This window comes from Sphingomonas sp. QA11 (assembly GCF_028473665.1).
GTDB lineage: Bacteria > Pseudomonadota > Alphaproteobacteria > Sphingomonadales > Sphingomonadaceae > Sphingomonas > Sphingomonas phytovorans.
Genome location: NZ_CP098774.1, coordinates 3,617,010 through 3,634,178, shown reverse-complemented (window position 1 = coordinate 3,634,178; position 17,169 = coordinate 3,617,010). Strand labels below are relative to the sequence as shown.

Genomic DNA, 17,169 nt, shown 5'->3' with positions numbered 1-17,169 from the left:
CGCTGAACTTGCGTGACAGGCCATTCGGAAGAAGGGCGGGCGTTTCTCCTGTCAGTCGAGCAGCACGCGTTTGAGCGCTGGATAGAGCACGTCATTGCCGTGGCCGCTCAGATGGTCGCCATCCAGGAACAGCGGGCGTCCGCCGGGCACCGCTTCGCAGGTTGCGGTGGCGCAGAGCAGGGGAAGCGGGTCCCATAACAGTAGCTGGGGCACGGCTGCCTGGAGCTGGCGCATTGCCCCTAGTATCGGCGCGCGGCGTTGCTCGATGCGCGCGCGGGAGATGGTGGTGCCACCCACACAGCTGGGATTGTCGTGATTGAACCAGTCCACACAGCGGAAGGGCGGGCTGGGGAAGATCGGCTTGGGCGCTTCGATCACCAGTCGCGCGCCGCTTCGCGCGAGACGTGCCAGGATCGGTCGCGCGTGGGCAACGCCAAGCGGCGAGGCCGCGCGATCATTGAGCCTCGTATCGCGGTCATTGTCGAACTGGTTGGCGAACCGGTCGACGCGCAGTCCGGGCAGGAAGATCGTATCCCCAGGCTTCGTATTCTGGGCCATTTCGTCGAACATCGCGCTATAAAAGCGCTTGCAACGGTCGCTCTGCGGCAATGGGTCAATCAGGCGCAGCACCGGACAACCCCCGCGGACCCAGAGCTGCACGGTCGCGCCGGTCTCGGCGACCAGTTGGCGCAGCGCCGGTGTATAGGCGGTTGCGTGCGAATCCCCCAGCACTTGGATCGTGCGGCGGGTGCCGGTACATCCTTCAGCCTGCCAGACGGTCACCAGCGCGCCGCCGACGGGGCGACGTGTCTCGTTCACGCGGCACGGGCTGCGCGCCGGGTCGAGCGCATGCCATTGGTCGGCATACCAGTCCTGCACATTGCCCGTGCGGCTCAGTGTCAGCCGGCTGTGATTGGCGAACATCGCCTGTCCCGCGCCGGCGGCGAGCAGAGTCGCCAGGACCGCGCCCACCAGCACGCGCCGGCGGGGCAGCGCCGCGATCCGCGCATTGCGGTGGAGCGGGTTCTCGACCAGCGCGTAAGAGATGGCGGCCAGCATCACGCTGATGGCCAGGGCCGTGAGGGCAAGGGGCGGGGTGTGCAGCCCGGTGGTCCAGCGGAACAGCACGAACACCGGCCAGTGCCACAGATAGAGGGCATAGGAGCGCTTGCCGATCGCCACCATCGGACCGCTGGCGAACAGTCGCCCAAGCGGGGCGTCATCGCGGCCGACGACGTGAGCGAGCAGCGCGACGGTGCCCACCACCGCCAACAGGTTGCGCGCCAGCCCGATGTCGAACGGCAGCGCCAGCCCCGTGACTATCATTGCCAGTCCCACCGCGCCCGTTGCCGGGTGCCGCGCGCGAGGCGCGGCACGCCAGTCGTCGAGCGTCAGGCACAGCAACATGCCTGCGCCAAGCTCCCAGAAGCGGCTGACGATCAGGTAGAAGCCGAATTTGGGCGCGAGCACCGCAAGCAGGCCATGGATCGCCAGCGATCCCACGCACAGCAGTGCGATCAATCGCACCACGCTGCGTGTCGGCATGCGAGCGCCCTCGAGCCGCTGATGCCAGTACAGGAGGAAGGGAAAGAGAAGATAGAATTGCTCCTCCACGCCCAGCGACCAGGTGTGCGTGAAGGGATTGAAGCTTGCCTGCGGCCCGAAATAGCTGTCGGTATCGATCGCCAGAACGATGTTGCTGAGGCCGAAAAAGGCGAAGCGGGCGGCTTGCGGAATGCTGTCGCTGAGCCAGCTTCGGGGCACGAACAGCGTCGCCGCGACAATGGTCATCAGCAACATCAGGATCAGCGCCGGCATGATCCGCACCAGCCGTCGCGCATAGAAATGCGCGCTCAGGGCGCCCAGGCTGGCGAAACGCCGTCCCTGGAGCGAACCGGTGACGACAAAGCCGGAAATGACGAAGAATATATCGACGCCGATGAATCCGCCCGGCAACGCTGCCGGCCAGAGGTGGAACAGGACCACTGACAGAACAGCGAGCGTGCGCAGGCCGTCTATCGATGCGATATAACCCAGTCCGGAATAACCCAGTCCCGACGCCCGCTCAATTCTCACTATATTTTGTACCTCGGTGCGGCGCGCCGCATCGGGAGCGGAAGGAGAATTGTGAACCGCTTTTCATGAACGGTGCGGTAACGGTGGCGCCGTTAGAGCACCGGGCGTTAAATCCAAACCACTATCGTTCGCCCAGAGTCTCTATTTTCGGGAAATTCCGGCGCTCAGCGCTGCAACCTGGTCGCGAGGATGATCGACGAGGTCGTCTTCTCGACGCCTTCGAGCATGCCGATCGTATCGATCAGGTCGTTGAGCCGGTTGACATGCGGCGCCTCGACGATCGCGATGAGATCATGCTGGCCGCTGATCGCGAACAGGCTGGTGACCTCGGATATCGCGGCGAGCTCTTCCTGGGTCTGGTGAATAACCTTGGGGAAGACCTTGATCATCACATGCGCGCGGATCATCCGCATGTCGTAATCCGTGCCGAGCCGCACCGTGTAGCCGGTGATCGTCCCGGTGCGCTCAAGCCGTTCGATCCCGGCATAGACGCCCGCGCGCGACACGCCGAGCGCGGTGGCGAGATCGGATACGGGGCGGCGCGAATCCTCGCGCAGCATCGCCAGCAATTGAAGGTCGAAGCTGTCCTGGCCCAGCCGGTCGCTCACGGGATCGGCTCGTCGGCATAGATGGCGGTGCGGGCCGGCGCGGTGCTGGTGGCGAGCCCGCGATACATGCCCTCGGTGTTCATCGCGAACGCCGCATGGCCCTTGCCGTCGATCGCGATCAGCCCGCCATCGCCGCCGATATCGCCGATCGCCTCAATCGTATCATTGGCGGCGTCCCGCACGGTCTGGCCCTTCCACGCGATACGGTCGCAGACCTGGCGCGCGGCGCTTTCGCGGATGAAATATTCGCCGGTGCCGGTCGCCGATACGGCGCAGGTCCGGTCGGCGGCATAGGTGCCAGCACCGATGATCGGTGAATCGCCGATCCGGCCCCAGCGCTTGCCGGTCAGTCCGCCGGTCGAGGTCGCCGCCGCGACATGCCCGCGCATGTCGAGCGCGACCGCGCCGACAGTGCCGAAGCGATGGGTGGGATCGAGCGCCGCGTGCTCGTCGCGTTTCCAGGCGAGATATTCCTGCCAGCGCTTCTCGGTGCGGAACCAGCCTGGATCGACCTGCTCGACGCCCTGTTCGCGCGCGAACTGGTCGGCGCCCGGCCCGGTCAGCAGCACGTGGCGCGAGCGCTCCATCACCGCGCGGGCGAGCGTGACCGGATTCTTCGTCGCGCTGACGCCCGCGACGGCGCCGGCCCTGAGCGTCGCGCCGTCCATGATAGCGGCATCGAGCTGGTTCTTGCCTTCGGCATCGAACACGGCGCCGCGACCGGCATTGAACAGCGGATTGTCCTCGAGCGGTCGAAGTGCTGCTTCGACCGCGTCGATGCTCGATCCGCCCCGACGCAGTACCGCCGATCCGGCGGCGAGCGCTTCGGACAGTCCCTGGCGATAGGCCTTGTCCTGCTCCGGTGTCAGATCTCCGCGCGAGACCACGCCCGCGCCGCCATGGATGAGTAGCGACCAGGCGGCGTTGGGCGGAAAGGGCGCCCCGGTGAGCTGACCGGCCCGCACGCTCGCGGTGCCGCCGAACGCCGGACTGGTCACTTTGAGAGTCCTCAGATCGAGGGCGCCGTCGGTGCCGATACCGGTCACCTTCACCGCCGCCCAGTCGAGGGGCTTGCCCGCCGTCGCGCCTGGGGTTCCCTGCGGCTCGACCAGCCAGGCATGGCCGCCATCAAGGGTGTGGAGCGTCGCGGTACCATCGGCCTCGACGCACAAGGCGGCCTTCTCGTCGACACCGATCCCGATCGCTTTCGGGTCGCCGCTTGCGCGCGCCTGCGCCACGAACGCGATCAGCCGGCCGAGCCGGTCGCGTGCGTTGAAATGCGTGTCGGTCACGACATGCGCGAGGAACGGCATGTGCAGGAAGCCGTGGACCATCGTTACCGCCGGTCCCATCGGGTCGCCGAGCGCGGTGATCGAATCGACGCTGCCGCCGTCCATCGCGCCATAGGCGATGCCACCCAGAATCGCGAGGCCAGCGCTGGTGCCCCCGATCGGCCGTCCCCGCGCGACATGCGCGTCGAGCGCCTTGGCGACTGGGCTGTCCTTCCAGTAGCGTACATAATTGGCCTGGTCGCCACCGGCGATGAAGATGCCGTCAGCATGGGCAAGGATCGCCAGTACTTTCGGATCGGCCGACGCCTTGCGATCGTCGAACACCAGAGTCTCGACCGAAGCGGCGCCACCGATATCCTTGTAGATCTCCTCGCCTGCCTCGGCGCCGCCGGAGGCGCGTAGCACGACGATATGGCCGTTCCCGGCCCTGGCAAGGAACCAGCGCCATGCATCATGCGGCCAGCCACCGCCGCCCATCAACATGAGCCCGGCGGTCGTCCGGCCCGGAGTCTTCGCGGCGACGTCGCCGATGCTGTGATAGGTGTAGCCGGCGGGTGTCCCGGCATGCACCGCGGGCGCCATCAGCGCGAGCAGCAGTGCGGCAATTGACCTGCGCAGAGTGTGCATTGTCCCTCCCCAAGGGCGAATCCAACCGGATCGCCTAACAAAATGCGCGACGAATGCCGTCTATCCGCATTTTTCATATTCCATTTTGTTGTCGTGCAGTGTCAATATGTCGCGGGGCAGCAATCAGGGGGAAAATGATGCGCATCACCGGGATCATCGCGCTCGCGCTTGCGGGCAGCAGCTTCGGCGCGCTGGCGAGCGCGGCGCAGGCGCAGGTCGCCGATCCGCAACTGCCGCAGGACGAGGCGAAAACCGAGTCGGGCGATATCATCGTGCTTGGCTCGCGCATCCCGCGAATCCAGGGCGAGGGACCGGCCCCGGTGACGACGATCACCGCCGACGACATCCTGCGCAACGGCTATCAGAGCGTGCCGGACGTACTTCGCGCCATCACCCAGAATGGCGGCGAGACTCAGAGCCAGCAGAGCTTTTCCGGCGCAGACTTCACCCCCGGGGCGCAGCAGGTGGATCTGCGCGGGCTTGGCCCCAACCATACGCTGGTGCTGGTCAACGGGCGACGCATCGCCGATTTCCCGCTGCCCCTGGGTGGCAACAGCAACTTCACCGATATCTCCAACATTCCGGTCGGCCTGATCGACCGGATCGAAGTGCTGAGCGGCAGCGCCTCGGCCATCTACGGCTCGGATGCGATTTCGGGCGTGGTCAATTTCCAGCTCAAGTCGAAGCCTGACGGTACCCGGTTCGATTTCCGCTATGGCGGGACCGAGCAGGGCGGCGGATCCTCGTTCCGGCTCACCGGCACGACCGGGTGGGACACCGGCGCGTTCCACGGTGTCGTCGGCATCGAGGGGCTCGTCCAGCGTCCGCTCTGGCAATATCAGCGCAAGCTGCAGGATTCGACTGCGGACAACCCCGCGACCGCTGTCCCGCTCGCTCGGCGTACCTTCCTGCGGACCGACGAATATTCCGGATATATCGATCCGGGCAAGGCGACCTGCGACGCACTGTCGGGCCTGAATCGCGGCACGACCTATTATGCCGCGCGGCCACGATACGACACGATCAGCGGCCCTGGCCATTTCTGCGGGAGCAACGCATCAGTCGCCTATGGGACGATGATCTCGGAACGCAAGTCGGTCAGCGGCTTCGGATCGATAGGCTATGACATCAGCGATCGCGCCGAACTGTTCGTCGATTTCCAGGCAAGCTATTCGAAGCTCAAATTGTTCCGTGACGTGCTCGACTGGTTCTATGTCGCCCCGGACGGCAATGAGGAGGGGACCTTCTTCAATCCCCGTTATCTTACCCCGAACCAGACCGACAGCGGGGCGCAACTCGATAACTGGACACGCCAGTTCACGCCCGAGGAGATGGGCGGGTTCGAGGCGGGCATGACGCGCAACAACTCGACCACCTTCAACATCACGCCGGGTATCAAGGGCAAGTTCGGCACCGGTAACCAATGGTCGTACGAATTCACCCTCAACCATGCCGAATACCGTTCGACGATCGCCTTTCCGCAGGTCGTCATCGACAAGGCCAATGCCTTCTTTCTCGGGCCTCAGCTCGGCACTGATCCCGACACGGGCTATGCGCGCTTCGACGCCAATCCGACGCGGCTCTACACGCCGCTGACTCCGGCCGAATATCGCTCGATCACGGCGGATTCGATTTACCGGCCCAAATCCTGGGTCAACAATGTCTCGGCGACGATCAACACGACTGAATTGTTCCGCCTGCCGGCCGGCCCGGTCGGCTTTGCCGCGGTCGCGGAGATCGGCAACCAGGGCTATAATCTCCGGCCCGACCCGCGCGCTCTCTCGCAATATTATGTCGGCCTGATCGATTCCGACGGCAAGGGTACGCGTCGGCATTGGGGCGTGGGGGGCGAGCTTCGCGTGCCGGTCCTATCGATCCTCGAGATCGATGGGGCGGCACGCTACGACCATTATGGTTTCGGCGGCGGCAGCATCGGCAAGTTCACCTATAATCTCGGCGCCGAGTTGCGCCCGATGAAGAGTCTGTTGTTGCGCGGCGCCTATGGCACCGGCTTCCGCGCGCCCGACCTGCATTATGTGTTCCGGGGTCCAGGCAATGTGCACTCGAGCGGCACCGATTATTATCTCTGCCGACAGCCCGGTGCGCCGAAGGATATCGGCGATTGCGATTACGTCGATTCGAACTTCATCACCCGCAAGAACGGCAATCGCCGGCTTCAGCCCGAGACCTCGACCTCGATCAACGCCGGCGCGGTGTTCCAGCCCTGGCGTGGCTTCGACATCTCGGCCGATTATTTCCGGGTGAAGATGAAGAACCAGGTGCTCGACATGAATATCGACAGCCTGTTGCGCGATGAGGCGGATTGCCGCCTGGGCAAGACGAATTCGGGCTCCCCGGTCAATGGCGGCTCGCCGACCTGCGTCGATGCGCTGTCGCGCGTTCAGCGCTATGTCGGCGGCGCCCTCGACGGACAGATCCAGAGCGTCCTGATCAACCCGATCAACGTCGCCGAGGAAACGACGGACGGTATCGATATCGCCGCGCATCTCCGGGTCCCCCTCCAGGACCAGAAGTTGGGCACGGTGTCGGTGTCGGTTGGGTACACCTATGTGTTCAGCCACACGGTCAAACAGTATCCGGGCGATCCGACGATCGACAAGCTGGCGTTCGACAGCGGCTACGACATTCCGCGCGACAAGGGCACGGCAAGCATCAGCTGGAGTCTGGACGGGCTCACCGCGACGGTGACCGGTCAGCGGCTCGGCAAGCTGCCCAATTATGACCAGGACGGCTATATCAAGCCGAGTTATCTGTTCAACCTGTCGTTGCAGTATAACATCAACGATCACCTGCGCGTTTCCGGCACGGTCAACAATCTGTTCGATCAGAACCCGATCAAGGACCGGACCTATTCGTCCTATCCTTATTACGACGTTTCGTGGTTCGACGGTGTCGGGCGCAGCTATTATGTGCAGATGACGTGGAAGATGGGCGGGGCGAAGCTCTGATCCGGCAGGTGCCGCCGCGCCGTTCGGTGGGCGTTATGTGCGGCGACGCTTGCGAACGGTACCGTTGATCGCCGAGCCCGTTTAGGAAGCGCCGGTCGTGCCGACGGCGTCACATCCGGGAAGATGATGGTGAATAGCGGACCCGATTTCCCGGGCTCCGGACAGCAGCAGCAAGTCTATTTTCTTCGCCGCGAGCGCGGGGCGGATGGCATTGACAAGGTCGCGTCCGCTATATAGCAAAGTTGTTATATAACATGGATTCGATATGACTCGTCTCGATACCACTTTTGCCGCCTTGTCCGATCCTACCAGGCGCGCCGTGCTTGCCCGCCTCGCACTGGGCGAGGCGACGCCGATGGAGCTGGCGCAACCGTTCGCCATCTCCCAGCCCGCCTTTTCGCGGCACCTCAAGGTGCTTGAATCGGCGGGACTGATCACGCGGCGGATCGATGGTGCAAGGCGCCCCTGCCGGCTGGCACCCGCCGCGATTTCCGAGATCGACCAGTGGCTCGCGCAACTCAGGAAAGCGCTCGAAACCAATTACGACCGGCTGGACGCCGTCCTTGCCGCAATGAACCCCAAGGAAGGAAAGAATGTCTCATGACCGCAATGACGCTCACCACTGAAGGCGACACCCATGTCCTTGTCACACGGCGGTTCGCGGCGCCGCCCGAGGCGGTCTATCGCGCGCATGTCGAACCAGAGCTGATCAAGCAATGGATGCTCGGCCCCGAGGGCTGGACGATGCCGGTGTGCATTAACGATGCGCGCCCGGGCGGGGAGATTCGGTACGAATGGTCCGACGGTGCCGGGGGCGGTTTCCATCTGACCGGCGAGTTCATCGAGCTCCAGCCGTTCAGCCGGATCGTCCATGTCGAGCGTATGTACCTGCCCGATCCCACCCCGGACAATCATGTCGAGACGGTCTTCACGCCCGATGGCAGCGGCACGCTGATGACGATGCGGATGACGGTGCCCGATGCGGAAACGCGGGCGGCGATGCTCGCCAGCGGCATGGAGCATGGCATGGAAGCGGGATACCAGCGGCTCGAAACGATGATCGGGCGATAGGCCGGGAGCGCGTTTTCCAGCCTTTTCCGGACCGCTCGACGGCCCAAATTGCTGCGCAATAATTTCGATAGCGTTCGCTACCCAATCGCGATAGCCTTCGAGTCGTTATCGCAGCTGGGGAGTTGAGTGATGACGAGAGGGTGCAGAACAGCGTTGCTGGCCGGCGTGGCCGCGATATGGGCGAATCCGGCCGTGGCGCAGGTGGCGGGCGGCCCGACGACGGCGACCGCCAAGGCCCAGGCGGACGCCGAAGGCGATACGGGCAGGTTGCAGGACATCGTCGTCACCGCGCAGCGCCGCGAACAGTCGCTCCAGTCGGTGCCGATCAGCGTGAGCGCCTTCAATGCCGACGCGATCTCCTCGCTGAGCGCGGAGACGATCGGAGATCTCGACAAGTTCGTGCCGGGCCTGACGATCAACGACACGTCGGTCACGCAACCGTCCTTCACCATTCGCGGCGTGCAGACCGACGATTTCGGGATCGGGACAGAGCCATCGGTCGGCATCTTCGTCGACGGCATCTATTCCGGGCGGTCGGGATCGTCGCTGATCTTCTTCAACGACATCCAGCGGGTCGAGGTCCTTAAGGGGCCGCAGGGTACCCTGTTCGGCCGCAACACTTCGGCCGGCGCGATCTCGATCATCAGCAACAAGCCAAGCGACAAGCGGGAGCTCATCGGCACGATCCAGGTCGGCAACTACCGCAAGGTCCGCGCCGACGTGACGGTGAACATCCCGCTGACCGACACGCTCTATCTGCGCCTGAACGGCGTCTCCAACTATCGCCAAGGCTATCTGACCGACGCGATCACCGGGGAGAAGCGCGAAGGCGAGAACAACAAGTCGGGCCGGGCCGCGCTGCGCTGGGCGCCGACCAGCGACACTGATTTCGTGCTTGCCTATGACCATGACGATACGAACAAGGACGGGCCGTTCGCGATCGGGATCAGCAAATATGCGCTGAGCACCGATCCCGCCGGCCCTCATGCGAACGACGTGATCGGCGACAAGGAAACACGAATCCTGCATGCCGTGTCGTTCACCGCCACGCATCACACCGGCCCGCTGACCTTCACCAGCATCAGCTCGTTCAAGCATTTCGAAACGCACAATCGCGAGGACGAGGACGGCACCGCTGATCCGACGCGCTATTTCGACACGGAGAATATCGAGAAGAACAGCAGCCTGTACCAGGAATTCCGCGTCGGCTTCGACAATGACCGGCTGAGCGCGATCGCCGGGGTGAGCTATTTTCACGAACGCGGGCGGCAGACCAGCGCGGTGACGTTGCTGACGGATTCGGTGGATCGCATTCTGGGCGCGGCGGTCGGCTTTCCGATCTTCACTGCGCTCGACGCCGCCGGCTTGCCGGTATTCGGCCAGCAATATCACGAAGACATGAACAACCGGGCGGCGAACGATTCCTACGCGGCGTTTGGCGACGCGACCTACAAGGTGACTGACCGCCTGAGCCTGACCGCGGGTATCCGCTATACCCACGACCTGAAGAAATTCACCTGGAGCAATGGCGGATTCACGGCCCCCGGGCTCGAGACGATCATGGCGCCTGGGTCGCTCTACAACGCGATCATCGGTGCTCCTGCCTTTCCGGACGTGCCGATCAGCGTCGCAGATTTCTATCGCACCGTCATCGGCCCCAATGGCCTCGTGTTCGACGAAGGCCCGCTGGAGGGAATTCCCTTCACCCGCCGGGCGACCTTCAGCGATGTCAGCCCGCGCTTCGTGATCCAGTACGACCTGAACGACGACCAGCATCTCTATGCTTCCGCATCACGTGGCTACAAGGCGGGCGGGTTCAATTCGACCGAAATCAACTCGTTCTTCGCGCCCGAAAAGGTGTGGAATTTCGAGGGCGGCTTCAAGACAGAACTGTTCGACCGTCGGGTGCGATTCAACCTTTCCGGCTATTATTTCAAGTACAAGAACCGCCAGTCGATCAGCCTGGAGCCAAGCACCAATCCGGATTGCGCGATGACGCCGCCGCCCGCGGGCACTGTCTGCCTGCCGCAATACCAGACCCGATCGGGCGATTCCCAGGCTTATGGCGTCGATCTCGAGACGAAATTCGTCATCTCGCGCGATTTCACGATCGGCGTCACCGCCGGTGCGATCAACTCGACATGGGTCAAGCGGGTCGAACAGGGCGTCGACATATCCGGCCAGCCGACCGGTGAGCCGACCTTCCGCGGGGTGCTGAGCGGTCACTACGATCATGATATCGGGCACGGGTCGATCTTCGCCGATGCCAGCTACAGCTATACCTCGCGCCAGCGGCTGAACGACGCCCAGCGCGCGATCGACGCATCGATTGCCCCGTTCGTCGACTGGTCGAAACTCGGTGCGCTTCGCTCGCCCCGCAACATCATCAATGCCAGGATCGGCTGGCGCTCGCCGGACAACCATCTGACGGTTGCGCTCTATGCCGAGAACCTGCTCAACAAACGCTACTACCAGACGTTGAACACGATCACGAACGACATCTTCAACACCCCCTATGTCCGTGCCGAACGGCCCGGTTTCTACGGGGCCGAAATCGGCTTCCGTTTCTAGGGCATAATCAAGGAGAGAGTGGCATGAGGAACAGGATAGCGCTTCTGGGCTGTGTCGCCGTGCTGGCGCTCGCGGGCGGATGCAGCGGAGGTCCGAAGACCGATGCGCAGGGTTTCGTCATCGACCCCGATTTCGAGAAGAACCTGCAGCAGAAGTTGCTCGATGCGAAGCCGGGCGACGTGGTCGACATCCCGGCGGGCAAATATGCGCTGAGCCGCAGCCTGAGCCTGACCGCCAACGGCGTGACGGTGAAGGGCGCCGGCATGGACAAGACGATCCTGTCCTTCGCGAAGCAGACGTCGGGCGCCGAGGGCATGCTGGTGACCGGTGACGATTTCACCATCCGGGATCTGGCGTTCGAGGATACGAAGGGCGACGCGCTGAAGGTGAACGGGGTGAAGAACACCGTGATCCGACGCGTCCGCGCCGAATGGACTGGCGGGGGCAAGACCTCGAACGGTGCCTATGGCCTGTATCCCGTGCAGGTGACCAACGTGCTGATCGAGGGATCGGTGGTGAAGGGCGCATCCGATGCCGGCATCTATGTCGGCCAGTCGAGTAACATCATCGTGCGCAATAACCGTGCGGAAGACAATGTCGCCGGTATCGAGATCGAGAATTCGAGCCATGCCGATGTCTATGGCAACACCGCGACGGGCAATACGGGCGGCATCCTGGTATTCAACATGCCGAACCTGCCGGTGCCGGGCAGCAAGACACGCGTGTACAAGAACCAGGTAGTCGCCAACAACCATGCCAATTTCGGCGCGAAGGGCAGCGCGGTCAGCTCGGTGCCGGCGGGATCGGGCGTGATCGTCAATTCGAACGACGAGGTCGAGATCTTCGACAATGACGTGAAGGACAACAAGACCGCCAACGTCATCATCTCCAGCTATTATTCGACCGGCTTCGATACCAAGAAGGGGATCGCCGCCGCCTATGATCCTTATCCCGAGAATATCTACGTCACGGGTAACCGCTTCTCCGGCGGCGGTGACGATCCGGGCGGCCGCTTCGCCCCGATGAAGGCGCTGGCCGGCGGGCGGCTGCCCGACGTGCTGTGGGACGGGTTCGTCAATCCCAAGCTGAAGAACCCCGGCATCTGCGTTCAGAACGGCGCGGCGAAGATGCTGAACGTCGACGGGCCGGGCAAGTTCGCCAAGGCCAGGATCGATACGAGCGTCGACTGCGCGCCAGCGACGCGTCTGCCGGAGATCGTGCTGCCTGAGAAGATGACGAAGGACAGCGGCAAGGCATCATGAGCAAAGCGTCATGAGGTGGCATCTCGCGGTCGCGCTGGCCGCGGCCCTGCTGACGGCGTCGTGCGCCCGCGTTCCGGCGACCGTCACCTTCCACGCAGAGGACAATCCGGCGACGTTGTCGGGCTGGGGGCTGTTCACCGTGTCCGGGGGACGGATCACGCCGCACCCCGGCATGGTGACCTATGAGCTGCAGACACCGCTGTTCAGCGACTATGCGCAGAAATGGCGGACGGTGTGGATGCCGAAGGGCGTTCATGCCACTTATCGTCCGGACGGGGCGTTCGACTTTCCGGTCGGGACGATCGTCACCAAGACCTTCTACTACACGACGCCGGCCGGTGCCGGGAAGCCGCAGACCAGCGGCGAGGTGCTGAAGATGACGCCGGCCAGCTACCAGTCGGGCGTCGACGGCCTGGACCTTGCGCATGTGCGACTGATCGAGACTCGCCTGCTGGTGCGGCGCGCTGGCGGCTGGGTGGCATTGCCCTATGTATGGAATGCGGACGGCACCGATGCGACGCTTGAACGGACCGGTGCCGATGTTCCGCTGACCTTTGTCGACGGCGCGAGCCGGACCCGGTTCGACTATAGCGTGCCCAACCAGAACCAGTGCGCCGGCTGCCACGCCCAGGACTATCGGACTCGCGCGATCGAGCCGATCGGACTGAAGGCGCGTCACCTCAATCGCGCTTTCCCGGGCGAAGGTGGCGAGATCAACCAGCTTCGGCGGCTGGTGGCGATGGGATATCTGACGGGTGTTCCTGACAAGGATGTGCCGCGCAACGCCGACTGGCAGGACAAGGGCGCCGGCCCGGTGGCGCAAGCGCGCGCGTATCTCGATATCAATTGCAGCCATTGCCATAATGCGGTGGGCGCGGCCCGCACCTCCGGCCTGTGGCTCGACGCGAAGACGCAGGACCCGCGCCTGCTCGGCATGTGCAAGCCGCCGGTCGCCGCCGGTCGCGGGACGGGCGACCGGCCCTTCGACGTCGTGCCCGGCCACCCCGAGACCTCGATCCTGCCCTACCGTCTGGCCAGCATCGATCCCGGCGTGATGATGCCTGAGCTGGGCCGCGACCTGGAGCACAAGGAGGGCGTGGACCTGATCGTTCGCTATATCACCGGGCTGAAAGGCGCCTGCACCGAGGATGACGGGCCGGCCGAAGCGGGGGCGCGATGAGCTGGACCAACTGGTCGGGCAGCGTGGTGGCATCGGCCCCGGTGCTGCGCCCGAAGACCGAGGACGAGCTGGCGGCGGCGGTACGGGCGGCGGCGAAGGTACGCGCGACCGGGGCCGGCCATTCCTTCATGCCGCTCTGCCAGTCGGACGAACTGATCGTCTGCCTGGAGGACATGGCCGCGACCCTCACCGTCGCGCCCGACCGGAGGACGGCGCGGGCGCCGGCCGGCTGGAGCCTGAAACGGCTGACGGCTGCCTTGTGGGAGGAAGGCCTTGCGCTGGCCAACCAGGGCGACGTGAATCCGCAGTCGCTCGCCGGAGCGATGGCGACGGGCACTCATGGCACCGGTCGCGATCTCGGTAATCTCGCCACCTTTGCGCGTGGTTTCCGGCTGATCGGGCCCGACGGCGCGGCGACATGGTGCGACGCCACCACCAATCCCGATCTGTTCCAGGCGCAGCGCCTATCGCTCGGCCTGTTCGGGATCGCCACCGAGATCGAGGTCGAGGTGATCCCCGCTTTTCATCTGACCGAGAGGATCGAGAAGAAAAGCTGGGCTGAGGTGCGCGAAAGCTATGACTCGCTTGTCGAACGGCATCGCCATGTCGAATTCTGGTTCTTCCCCCATGCCGACGACGTGATCCTCAAGACGCTCGAGATGACCGATCCGTGCGATCCACCGCCCTCCACCACCGACATGGAGGAAACCGCGTTTCGACGGCTGCTCAAGATCGGTGCGTTCGCGCCGCCGCTGGTGCCGGTTCTCCAGCGGCTGATGATGAAGACCGGCTTTGACGGCCGTCGCCGTGGACCCGCCCACACCATCTTCCCGTCGGACCGGACGATCCGGTTCGAGGAAATGGAATATGAGATGCCCCGCGCGACGGGGATGGAGGCGCTCGACGAAGTGGTCGCCTGGATCCGGCGTCGGCGGTTGCCGGTGTCCTTCCCGTTCGAATATCGCGTGGTTGCCGGGGACGATATCTGGATGAGCCCGATGAATCGGGGCCCCGTCGCGGCGATTTCGATGCATCAATATGCGGCGATGCCGTGGCGCGATCTGTTCGCCGATGCCGAGGAGATCTTCCGCGCGCATGGCGGCAGGCCGCACTGGGCCAAGCGGCACACGCTCTCGCGGGACGATGTCGACAGCCTTTACCCAATGGCGGAACGGTATCGCACGGTGCGCCGTGCTGCCGACCCGCAGGGCAAGTTCCTCAACGCGCATTTGGAGGCGCTGTTTTCCTGATGGACGATCGAACGCTTCACGAACATCTGATCGGGCAGCAGGGCTCCCGCGCCGCGCTCAACACGCCGGTGCTTGTGCTCGATATCGAGGCCCTCGACCGCAACATCGCCTATATGGCCGCGCGTGCCGCGGAGCGCGGCGTGGCGCTCCGACCCCATGCCAAGACTCACAAGAGCGTCGATATCGCCAGGCGCCAGATCGAGGCGGGCGCGGTCGGCCTGTGCTGCGCGAAGATCGGCGAGGCGGAAGTGCTGGCTGACGGCGGCATCGCCGGCCTGCTGATCACTTCGCCGGTCACCGCGCCGGCGGCGGTCGCGCGGCTGGCCACGCTGGCGAAGCGGTCCCCCGGCCTGATCGCCGCGATCGACAACCCACGGATGGTTGCACGGCTCCAGGCGGCGCTCGCGGCCGAGGGCGCGATGCTCGATGTCGTGATCGACATCGATCCCGGCATCCGTCGTACCGGCGTCGCCTCGCCGGAAGATGCGGTGGCGCTGGCGGAGGCGATCGCGGGTGTGGCCAGCATCACCCTCCGGGGCGTCCAATATTATTGCGGGCTGCAGCAGCATATCGAGAATTACGCCGCCCGCCGCGCCGCCATTATCGAGCGCACCGACTATCTGCGCTCGGTCATCGCCGCGCTGACCGACAAGGGGTACCAGCCGGAGATCGTCACCGGCTCGGGTACGGGAACGCATCATATCGATCTTGAGCTTGGGGTCTTCACCGAGTTGCAGGCCGGTTCCTATGTGTTCATGGACAAGCAGTATCTCGATTGCGACCTGGCCGACGGGCCGGCATCGCCGTTCGAGACGTCTCTCGCGGTCGATGCACGGGTGGCGAGCGCCAACCATTCGGCGCTGGTCACGATCGACGCCGGGTTCAAGTCGCTGTCCACCGATGGTGGCGTGGCGCAGGTTCAGCGCGGCGCTGCGCCCGACACGATGTTCATGTTCATGGGCGACGAACATGCCGCCCTGATCGCGCCGGATATCGGGCTGCGCCTCGGACCGGGCGACCCGGTCAGCCTGACGGTGCCGCATTGCGACCCGACGGTGAACCTCTATGATTTCTACCATGTCGTGAAGGGCGACACGCTTGTCGCGATGTGGCCGGTCAGCGCCCGAGGCCGCGCCCGGTGACCTTCCGGGCCGATCACGTCGCTGCGATCCTGATCGTCGGCGTGATCGGTGTGCTCATACCGGGTCTCCAGCCGCAACTGCTTGGCGCGCTGGCGCTTGAGGGGCGGCTGACGTCCAACGCGCTCGGCATGCTGGCGACGGTGGAACTGCTGGCGATGGGAATCGCCGCGGGCGGGGCTGGCTTCGCTCTGCCTATAACGCGCCTGCGCCCGATCGCCGTGATCGCGCTGGTTGCGACCGGCGGCTTCGACCTGCTGACGCCGATGCTCGGCACCGGGGCGATCTTCGCGGCGCGGATCGGCGCGGGGATCGGCGAGGGGGTGCTGATCTGGATCGCGATCGGCTTCATCATCCGCACCCGCGCACCGGAGCGATGGTCGGGCTTCTACCTTGCCATGCAGACGCTTGCCCAGTTCGGGCTGGCCAGCGTGTTCGGGCTCTATGTCATCGAAGCTGGCGCGGGGCCGGGGTTCATGTGGCTTGGCATCGTCACGCTGGCCGGATTGCTCGCCGTGCCGTTCATCCCCAGGCATTTCGCGCCGGTCGAAGCGCATGACGAGCCTTCCGGTCCGTTGCCGACAAGGGGGATCGTCGCGCTGGCGGGGGTGGTGCTCTACCTCGCCTTCATCGTGTCGGTGTGGGTCTATGTCGAGCCGCTCGCGCTCGATCGCGGTATCCCGTCGGCCCTGATCCATATGATCGCACCGCTGTCGCTGGCGATGCAGGTGCTCGGCGCCGGGGCGGCGACCTTGCTCGCGGGCCGCTTGCCGGCGCGTGGGACGATCATCCTGATCGGCCTCGTCAATCTGGCGCTCCTGGCGATCATGGCGGCGCCGCCGTCGCCCGTTGTCTTCGTCGCGGCGACGGCGGTTTTCGGCTTTCTCTGGCTGTTCGCCCTGCCGTTTCAGATTCCCGTCGTGATCGCTGCCGACCCGAGCCGGCGGACGGCGTTGCTGATCGGCGGGGCGCAACTGACCGGATCGAGCCTTGGCCCGCTGTTTGCGAGCATGCTGGTCGGCGGGAACGACGTGACGCCGGTGCTGTGGTTCGGTACAGGCTGCGCCGTCATAGGGGTTGCGGTGCTGCTCGGCGCCGGCACACCGCGTCGATCGTGAGGAGAC

12 protein-coding genes are annotated in these 17,169 nt (G+C 64.7%); 9 read left to right on the top strand and 3 right to left on the bottom strand.

Translation table 11 applies throughout. The features are described 5' to 3' along the window. Nucleotides 1–51 precede the first annotated feature (51 nt). The 3 genes from NDN01_RS16795 to NDN01_RS16785 form a co-directional block, all read right to left on the bottom strand. A complete protein-coding gene (locus tag NDN01_RS16795) occupies nt 52–2,076 on the bottom strand; it encodes an acyltransferase family protein (protein ID WP_272622898.1) in 2,025 nt (674 codons plus the stop codon). Nucleotides 2,077–2,240: 164 nt separating this feature from the next. Further along, nucleotides 2,241–2,684 (bottom strand): Lrp/AsnC family transcriptional regulator, encoded by a 444-nt coding sequence (locus NDN01_RS16790; protein ID WP_272622897.1) that lies wholly within the window; start codon nt 2,682–2,684, stop codon nt 2,241–2,243. Next, nucleotides 2,681–4,603: an isoaspartyl peptidase/L-asparaginase gene (locus NDN01_RS16785; protein WP_272622896.1), complete on the bottom strand. Its 1,923-nt coding sequence runs from the start codon at nt 4,601–4,603 to the stop codon at nt 2,681–2,683. The genes NDN01_RS16790 and NDN01_RS16785 overlap by 4 nt, the downstream gene beginning before the upstream one ends. A gap of 134 nt (nt 4,604–4,737) precedes the next feature. On the opposite strand from NDN01_RS16785, the gene NDN01_RS16780 reads away from it, so the two are divergent. From NDN01_RS16780 to NDN01_RS16740, 9 genes are all read left to right on the top strand, one after another. Then, complete coding sequence (locus NDN01_RS16780) at nt 4,738–7,572, top strand: TonB-dependent receptor plug domain-containing protein (RefSeq protein WP_272622895.1); 2,835 nt, start codon at nt 4,738–4,740, stop codon at nt 7,570–7,572. 265 nt (nt 7,573–7,837) lie between these two features. Beyond that, the gene (locus NDN01_RS16775; protein WP_272622894.1) at nt 7,838–8,176 is read left to right on the top strand and encodes an ArsR/SmtB family transcription factor; all 339 of its coding nucleotides are present in this window, start codon (nt 7,838–7,840) and stop codon (nt 8,174–8,176) included. Beyond that, entirely contained in the window at nt 8,173–8,643 is a 471-nt protein-coding gene (locus NDN01_RS16770; RefSeq protein ID WP_272622893.1) for an SRPBCC domain-containing protein, read from the top strand. Before NDN01_RS16775 ends, NDN01_RS16770 begins: the two co-directional genes overlap by 4 nt. A 129-nt stretch (nt 8,644–8,772) precedes the next feature. Then, nucleotides 8,773–11,214, top strand: coding sequence for a TonB-dependent receptor (locus tag NDN01_RS16765; protein ID WP_272622892.1), 2,442 nt, complete (start codon nt 8,773–8,775; stop codon nt 11,212–11,214). A gap of 23 nt (nt 11,215–11,237) precedes the next feature. Continuing rightward, nucleotides 11,238–12,476: a parallel beta-helix domain-containing protein gene (locus NDN01_RS16760; RefSeq protein ID WP_272622891.1), complete on the top strand. Its 1,239-nt coding sequence runs from the start codon at nt 11,238–11,240 to the stop codon at nt 12,474–12,476. 10 nt (nt 12,477–12,486) lie between these two features. Further along, nucleotides 12,487–13,656 (top strand): SO2930 family diheme c-type cytochrome, encoded by a 1,170-nt coding sequence (locus tag NDN01_RS16755; protein WP_272622890.1) that lies wholly within the window; start codon nt 12,487–12,489, stop codon nt 13,654–13,656. Next, entirely contained in the window at nt 13,653–14,906 is a 1,254-nt protein-coding gene (locus NDN01_RS16750; protein ID WP_272622889.1) for a D-arabinono-1,4-lactone oxidase, read from the top strand. The genes NDN01_RS16755 and NDN01_RS16750 overlap by 4 nt, the downstream gene beginning before the upstream one ends. Continuing rightward, entirely contained in the window at nt 14,906–16,048 is a 1,143-nt protein-coding gene (locus tag NDN01_RS16745; protein ID WP_272622888.1) for a DSD1 family PLP-dependent enzyme, read from the top strand. Before NDN01_RS16750 ends, NDN01_RS16745 begins: the two co-directional genes overlap by 1 nt. Beyond that, nucleotides 16,045–17,163, top strand: coding sequence for a hypothetical protein (locus NDN01_RS16740; RefSeq protein ID WP_272622887.1), 1,119 nt, complete (start codon nt 16,045–16,047; stop codon nt 17,161–17,163). Before NDN01_RS16745 ends, NDN01_RS16740 begins: the two co-directional genes overlap by 4 nt. Nucleotides 17,164–17,169: the final 6 nt, after the last annotated feature.